Raw genomic sequence first — 6,150 nt, 5'->3', positions numbered from 1 at the left:
CGCCGACATCACCGAGCGAGCGCTTCTGCACGTCGATCAGTTCGGTATCCAATTGGTGCACCAGGAACTGCCGCAGCGCGAATTCGGTCGCGGCACCGATTCCGACGACCACGATCACCAGCAACAGCACCTGGCCGACCAACAGGCGGGCCCGCAGCGACCAGCACCGTGGCCGAAGCACCCGGTGCGCCGCCTCAGCCTGCGGGCTTGAGCACATACCCGGCACCGCGCAGCGTGTGGATCATCGGCGCGCGTCCATTGTCGATCTTCTTGCGCAAATAGGAGACATACAGCTCGACGATGTTGGACCGGCCGCCGAAGTCGTAATTCCACACCCGATCCAAGATCTGCGCTTTGCTCAATACACGCTTCGGGTTGCGCATGAAGAACCGCAGCAATTCGAATTCTGTGGAGGTCAGGACGATCACCTCGCCGGCACGGGTGACCTCGTGGCTGTCTTCGTCGAGCACAAGATCACCGACCACCAGTTGCGCGTCGCTGTCCTCGGTGGCCACGCCGGCGCGGCGCAGGAGCGAACGCAGCCGCAGTACCACCTCTTCGATGCTGAAGGGTTTGGTGACGTAGTCGTCGCCACCGGCGGTCAGCCCGGCGATGCGATCCTCGACCGAGTCCTTGGCAGTCAGCAGGAGTACCGGCAGGGACGGGAGCTGCCCGCGCAGTTTCCCGAGTACTTCGAGGCCGGTCATGTCCGGCAGCATCACATCGAGCACCACCACATCCGGGCGGGCTTCGCGCGTCTTGGCGATGGCGGTCCGGCCATCACCCGCGGTCGTGACCTCCCACCCCTCGTATCGCAGCGCCATCGACATCATCTCGGCCAGCACGGGCTCGTCGTCGACCACCAGGACGGTGATCGGGCTGCCGTCGACGCGGCGCAGGACAACTCGATCGGCCGGGCCGCTCCCGGTAGTCGTCGCGGACATCGCCCAACCATGCCCCCTTACGCTTGGGGATCCCTGTGTCGTACCTATGTGTCCGCTGTGAGCGACGGACCCAGTGGAACCGGACCCGTGCCGCGGTCCACAGCCGGCACATAGCTTGCGCCAACGTAGGACAAATATTGCCGCTCAACGATTCTCGGGTCGGCCTCGAGCAGTGGCCGACGGCTTCGGATCTGATCCGACAACAGGAGGAACGCAGATGAGTTTCACAACGAGGCTGGCAATGACCGCGGTAACCGGGGCTCTCGCGCTCGGTGCGCTCGGCATCGGAGCCGGTGTGGCCGGCGCCGATGCCGCCCAGGGGCCGGTGCCGGGACAGCAGTGCCAGCCTCCTGGCGATCACCCGCAGGGCCCTCCGCCCGGTGAGCACCCGGACGGTCCGCCGCCCGGTGAGCACCCGGACGGTCCGCCGCCCGGTGAGCACCCGGACGGTCCGCCGCCCGGCGAGCACCCGGACGGTCCGCCGCCGCAGTGCCGGCCCGGACAGTAATCTGCTGCACTCTTGACATATCCGAAGAACGACTGAGCAAATCTCGCGAGGCGGTGGACGCGGCCGTCCACCGCTTCTGCAAGCCATCCACTCCTCGCCCAGGCCACCGCGGTCCGACAGCCGCCGATCTCGGGCGAACCCGACACAGCGGATGCGGCGCCGAACAGCAAGTGCTACGCCGTCACGGCACCACTCCGGAATCATCCGGCTCGACCGGCCGGGGCGAATCAGAGGGGTTCGGGCTCGTGTGATCCGTAGACAGGTGTTTCGAATGCCGTGGACTGCGAATCGGCCGGGGGCGGGGTTCTGCGACGCGCCCACTGTCCGGCGAGGTATGCCACGGCGGTGATGATCGCGACGTGCACTGCCATCAGCACGAGGAACGGCAGGATGAATCCCTCGTCGGTGACCGCGCCGCGGTCGGTCACACAGTAAAGGGTGTAGTCGACCGAGGTGCCCTCGGAGTCGCGGAAGGTGTCGGACACCACGACGGGTTCGCGGTAGGGGTCCGAACAGAACAGGGGCGCGGTGAGTTTCGCTTCGCCGGGCCAGATCGACACGGGCACGACGATGCTGAGCATGCCGACACCGACACCGGTGGACAACGCGGTCGTGAGCGGTCTCGCCATGGCCTCACACCTGCTGGATTCGACGGAATACGCCGGTGCGGTCGAACTCGGCGATCATGTCCGTCCGCGGCGAGGTAACGTTCGCGACGATCCGGATCTCGCGGCCGAATCGGCTGACGACGATCACGGTGACCTGGCCGTCGGGAAGTTCGCTGCGAGCCAGAGCGGTATCGACGATATCCTCGATACGCGCGATCCCCGGTACATCGCCGATCGCGAAGTCCTCGCTGTCGATGTCGTCGAATGCCGAAACTCGCACGGGCTGCGGCGCGCTGAGTGCACCGAGCGTGTACGAGTAGTCGTCGAGTCGGCGGGAACCGTCCGGATCGCGCACCCGCAACCGCACGGCAGCTTGTCGCGCGGTGGGATCCGGCCACGTGGAGAAGAATCGAGTCACCTGCTCAGGCTGATCGGCCAGCACCACGCGGAACCGCGTGGAATTCGGCGCGGTCAGCAGAATGACGTTCGCCTGGAAATCAGCGGCTCCCAGGTGCTCTCGCACCGCGGTGATCGCCGAAGCAGTCAGCTCGTTCACCCAGCCCGCCGCCCCGCGCCCGCAAATCCTGTTCGAAGTCACCGCGGTCGACCGCCCCGATACATCCACCGGTACTCAGTACGACCGAACACAGTGCGGCCCTCAGCCACTTCCGACGGCCCATACCGGAATGCTAGACGTCCACTGGTCATGCGCGATGTCGATCCGGCCACCCGCACCTTGTCGACGACCTGAGCGAAGCCGCCCCGACTCGGCTCACAAGGTGAATCGGCGTCCCTTCGCGGCCCATTCACCACGGCCCCGCGGCGTGATGGCCCAGCGGCCGCGGTGGTGGCAGTCCATGATCAAACCGCGCGACTGCAGCCGCAGCAATGCGCTGCGCACCGACCATGCGGTCAGTCGCGCCTGCTGAGCCAGTTGCTCGACGGTGAGCAATCCACCTGGCGCCAGCACACCCAGCACCGCGAAATCGGCGGCAGTCCTGGGTCGTCTCATCATGTCGGGGCCCTTTCCTCGGGGAGAAGGCAACCTGGGATCGACGTCGGCGCGGTGGCCCCGAGTTGCCGAATCGACGGTAGAAGCCATACCGATACCCCCGCCACGACTTTGCGCGACTTTGCGACGTGCGTTGACCCGCAGAGCCTCCGGTAGGGACGATTGCACGACATCGTCCGCCAGCTCTCGCAAAGGATCAGCTATGAACCTGCGACTTCTCGGATCCGGATCCGATCATGGAGCTTGTCCCGCCGTGTACGCGACCGACACCGGCGTACTCGTGGTGCAGGGCGATGCCACCGACCGCACGGGGACGGTCCTCGTGCCGCACCAACTGCTGGACTGGCTGGAGCCGGGTATGTGGCTACGGGTGGAGGCGAGCGGAACCTGTGGGTCGGTACTGGTGGCCGGGGAACCGGTCACCGACCCCGAGTTGCTCGCCCAGCTGACTCTCGATCGTCACGAAACCGCTGTGGTGGTGCGCTGATGCTGCACGTCGTCGGTTCCCGTTGTTACGAGCCGCTCTTCCGGGCGGCTCGGTTCCGCGCGTTCCATCTGGAGGTTCGAGACCGGTACGCGATGGAGGACGAACAAGAGGCGTTGCGCCGCTTCGATGCCGGAGTAGCGTACGAGCGAGAGGAACAGCCCGAGTCGTGGAAAGCCTGGGATGCTCTGATGGTCGAGTCAGCCGGTCGCGGTGTCGCGCTCGAACGACTACGTGTCGTGACGGTCCCGCACACCGACTACACCCGGTGGCTGTTGTCGGCGACCGACGACAACATCGCCACCGGCGAGGCGGTGCGCTGGCTACCGCGGCATCTGGTCGACCCCGCCGAGCTGCCTCATGACGATTACTGGCTGTTCGACACGACTACCGTCGCCTTCAACACCTTCACCGAGGACGGGGCGTTCACGGGGTTGTCGATCACTACCGACCCGGCGCTGATCGCCCGCTACCTGCGGGTACGGGAACGATTGTGGCCCAAGGGGATTGACCATCAACAATATTGCGAGAGCGAGCACGTACCCGAGTGAACGGTGTGTCGGACGCACGCGAGGTGCTGGGCGCGCGCCTGCGTGAACTACGTCGTGCCGCCCATCTCACCGGCCTGGAGCTGGCCGCGAGGTGCGGCTGGCATTCGAGCAAGGTCTCCCGGATCGAGGGCGGCAAGCAGACGCCGTCGGAGGCAGACCTCGCCGCGTGGTGCGAGGCGTGCGGCAATACCGCCGTGCTGGACGATCTGGTCGCCAATGCGCGCAATCTGCAGTCGATGTACCTGGAATGGCAACGCACCGTCGCCTCCGGACACGCACGTAGGCAACGGCAGTCGATCGACCTGGAGGCGCAGACCACGCAGATCCGCTGGTACGCGCCGGATACCTTGCCGGGACTACTGCAAACCGAGGGCTACGCGCGCGCGATCCTCACCGCCTGCATCGCCGTCACCGGCGGACGCGACGACCTCGAGGACGCGGTGGCCGCGCGCATGGCCCGCAAGAACGTGCTCTTCCGGGCGAAACACCGTTTCCACTTCGTGGTCAACCAGTCCGCGCTATGGCGCACGGTCGGTGACGCCGCCACCATGGCCGAGCAACTCGCCCACCTGCTCGCGGTGATGGCCAACCCGAGGGTCCGGCTGGGCATCATCCCGATCTGCGCCGACTACCGTGCTCCCGCGACGAACTTCGTCATCTACGACCGCGCGCAGGTGCTGACCGAGACGGTCTCGGCCGAGCTGACCATCACCCGGCCGTCGGAGATCGCTCTACACGAGAGAACCTTCGCGATCCTCGCCGACCAAGCCGAGTACGGCGATCGTGCCCGGGCACTGATCGCGAAGGCGTTGGAACGCAGGCGCGGCTCCTGAGCGCCGTCCGGGAAACGGCGATGCCGCCGCTGGTACCCCAGCGACGGCATCGGTGGAAGGCCGTCAGCGGACGAAGGTCGCCGCCTGATCGGCGAGGTCGAGCAGCGGCTGCGGGAAGACGCCGAGCGCGAACGTGACCGCCGCGGTGATCGCCACGATCGTCGTCGTCAGCGGCGGGGTGACCAGCACCGGAGCGTCGGCGGGCGGGTCGGTGAAGAACATCAGCACGATAACTCGCAGATAGAAGAACGCCGCGATGGCACTGCAGATCACGCCGATGACGACCAGCGGCGCCGCGCCTCCCGACGCCGCGGCCTCGAACACGGCGAACTTGCTGACGAAGCCGCTGGTGAGCGGCAACCCGGCGAAGGAAAGCAGGAACAGTGCGAAAACGGTGGCCAGCCACGGGGAGCGGCGGCCGAGCCCGGCCCACCGCGGCAGGCCGGTGGCCTCGTCGCCGTCCGGTTCACGGATCAGGCTGACCACCGCGAACGCGCCCAGCGTGCCGACACCGTAAGCCGCCAAGTAGAACAGCACCGCCGCGACACCGCGGTCGTTGGCCGCTACCGGAGCGGTGAGCAGGAAACCGGCATGCGCCACCGAGGAATACGCGAGCATCCGCTTGACGTCGGTCTGCGTGATCGCCATGACCGCACCGACGGCCATGGTGGCGATCGCGACGGCCGCGAGGATAGGCCGCCAGTCGTCGCGCAGGTCGGGCACCGCGACCTGCAGCACACGCATCAGTGCGCCGACCGCCGCGATCTTGGTGGCCGCCGCCATGAATCCGGTGACCGCGGTGGGGGCGCCCTGGTACACGTCCGGCACCCAGGACTGGAACGGTACCGTGCCGATCTTGAACAGCAGACCGACGGCGAGCATCGCGATCCCGAGCACCGCCAGTGTCGCGTTGTCCGGATGCTGGGCGATGGCGTCCGCGATGCCGGCGAGCCGCACCGTGCCCGCCTGGCCGTACAGCAGCGCGACGCCGTAGAGGAAGAACGCCGAGGAAAACGCCCCGAGCAGGAAGTATTTCAGCGCTGCCTCCTGGGAGAGCAAACGCTTGCGCCGGGCCAGTCCGCACAGCAGATACAGCGGCAGCGACAGCACTTCGAGGGCGACGAACATGGTCAGCAGATCGTTGGACGCCGGGAACAGCATCAGCCCGCCGACGGCGAGCAGCGTCAAAGGGAACACCTCGGTGGTCGCC

At 66.9% G+C, this 6,150-nt stretch carries 9 protein-coding genes and 1 pseudogene; 4 read left to right on the top strand and 6 right to left on the bottom strand.

Annotation, left to right across the window (positions count from 1 at the left end; all coding sequences use genetic code 11):
- Both ACFU5M_RS33830 and ACFU5M_RS33825 read right to left on the bottom strand, forming a co-directional pair.
- Positions 1-181, bottom strand: a pseudogene (locus ACFU5M_RS33830) (hypothetical protein); the annotation flags it as partial.
- Positions 182-194: 13 nt separating this feature from the next.
- On the bottom strand, positions 195-899 hold the full coding sequence (locus tag ACFU5M_RS33825) for a response regulator transcription factor (protein WP_379055586.1): 705 nt from the start codon (positions 897-899) through the stop codon (positions 195-197).
- A gap of 262 nt (positions 900-1,161) precedes the next feature.
- Here ACFU5M_RS33825 and ACFU5M_RS33820 point away from each other — a divergent pair, with 262 nt between their 5' ends.
- Positions 1,162-1,452 carry a proline-rich domain-containing protein gene (locus ACFU5M_RS33820; protein WP_379055584.1) on the top strand — a complete coding sequence of 97 codons (291 nt, stop codon included), beginning with the start codon at positions 1,162-1,164 and terminating at the stop codon, positions 1,450-1,452.
- Between the two features lie 227 nt (positions 1,453-1,679).
- Here the strand turns inward: ACFU5M_RS33820 and ACFU5M_RS33815 are convergent, their stop codons facing one another.
- The 3 genes from ACFU5M_RS33815 to ACFU5M_RS33805 form a co-directional block, all read right to left on the bottom strand.
- Positions 1,680-2,081, bottom strand: a complete 402-nt coding sequence (locus ACFU5M_RS33815; RefSeq protein WP_379055582.1) for a hypothetical protein — start codon at positions 2,079-2,081, stop codon at positions 1,680-1,682.
- Between the two features lie 4 nt (positions 2,082-2,085).
- On the bottom strand, positions 2,086-2,616 hold the full coding sequence (locus tag ACFU5M_RS33810; RefSeq protein WP_379055580.1) for a hypothetical protein: 531 nt from the start codon (positions 2,614-2,616) through the stop codon (positions 2,086-2,088).
- Between the two features lie 216 nt (positions 2,617-2,832).
- Positions 2,833-3,075 carry a MarR family transcriptional regulator gene (locus tag ACFU5M_RS33805; protein ID WP_379055578.1) on the bottom strand — a complete coding sequence of 81 codons (243 nt, stop codon included), beginning with the start codon at positions 3,073-3,075 and terminating at the stop codon, positions 2,833-2,835.
- Positions 3,076-3,274: 199 nt separating this feature from the next.
- Here ACFU5M_RS33805 and ACFU5M_RS33800 point away from each other — a divergent pair, with 199 nt between their 5' ends.
- The 3 genes from ACFU5M_RS33800 to ACFU5M_RS33790 are packed head-to-tail and all read left to right on the top strand — an operon-like array spanning position 3,275 to position 4,940.
- Positions 3,275-3,559, top strand: a complete 285-nt coding sequence (locus tag ACFU5M_RS33800) for a hypothetical protein (protein ID WP_379055576.1) — start codon at positions 3,275-3,277, stop codon at positions 3,557-3,559.
- Positions 3,559-4,107 (top strand): DUF6879 family protein, encoded by a 549-nt coding sequence (locus tag ACFU5M_RS33795; protein WP_379055574.1) that lies wholly within the window; start codon positions 3,559-3,561, stop codon positions 4,105-4,107. Before ACFU5M_RS33800 ends, ACFU5M_RS33795 begins: the two co-directional genes overlap by 1 nt.
- Positions 4,108-4,112: 5 nt before the next feature.
- Positions 4,113-4,940 carry a helix-turn-helix domain-containing protein gene (locus ACFU5M_RS33790; protein ID WP_379055572.1) on the top strand — a complete coding sequence of 276 codons (828 nt, stop codon included), beginning with the start codon at positions 4,113-4,115 and terminating at the stop codon, positions 4,938-4,940.
- Positions 4,941-5,003: 63 nt separating this feature from the next.
- Here the strand turns inward: ACFU5M_RS33790 and nuoN are convergent.
- Positions 5,004-6,150, bottom strand: a 1,147-nt coding sequence (gene nuoN, locus ACFU5M_RS33785) for an NADH-quinone oxidoreductase subunit NuoN (RefSeq protein WP_379055570.1), incomplete at its 5' end; no start/stop codon positions are given.

Source organism: Nocardia sp. NPDC057455 (assembly GCF_042802775.1).
In the GTDB taxonomy this organism is placed as follows: Bacteria; Actinomycetota; Actinomycetes; order Mycobacteriales; family Mycobacteriaceae; genus Nocardia.
Note: the sequence above shows the minus strand (reverse complement) of the source record. Positions and strands in the feature narration are given on the sequence as shown.

What these genes read in the sequence shown, in the direction of transcription:
- ACFU5M_RS33820 (WP_379055584.1), top strand. Translation starts at nt 1,162, where the DNA reads ATGAGTTTCACAACGAGGCTGGCAATGACCGCGGTAACCGGGGCTCTC.
- ACFU5M_RS33815 (WP_379055582.1), bottom strand. Translation starts at nt 2,081, where the DNA reads ATGGCGAGACCGCTCACGACCGCGTTGTCCACCGGTGTCGGTGTCGGC.
- ACFU5M_RS33805 (WP_379055578.1), bottom strand. Translation starts at nt 3,075, where the DNA reads ATGATGAGACGACCCAGGACTGCCGCCGATTTCGCGGTGCTGGGTGTG.
- ACFU5M_RS33800 (WP_379055576.1), top strand. Translation starts at nt 3,275, where the DNA reads ATGAACCTGCGACTTCTCGGATCCGGATCCGATCATGGAGCTTGTCCC.
- ACFU5M_RS33795 (WP_379055574.1), top strand. Translation starts at nt 3,559, where the DNA reads ATGCTGCACGTCGTCGGTTCCCGTTGTTACGAGCCGCTCTTCCGGGCG.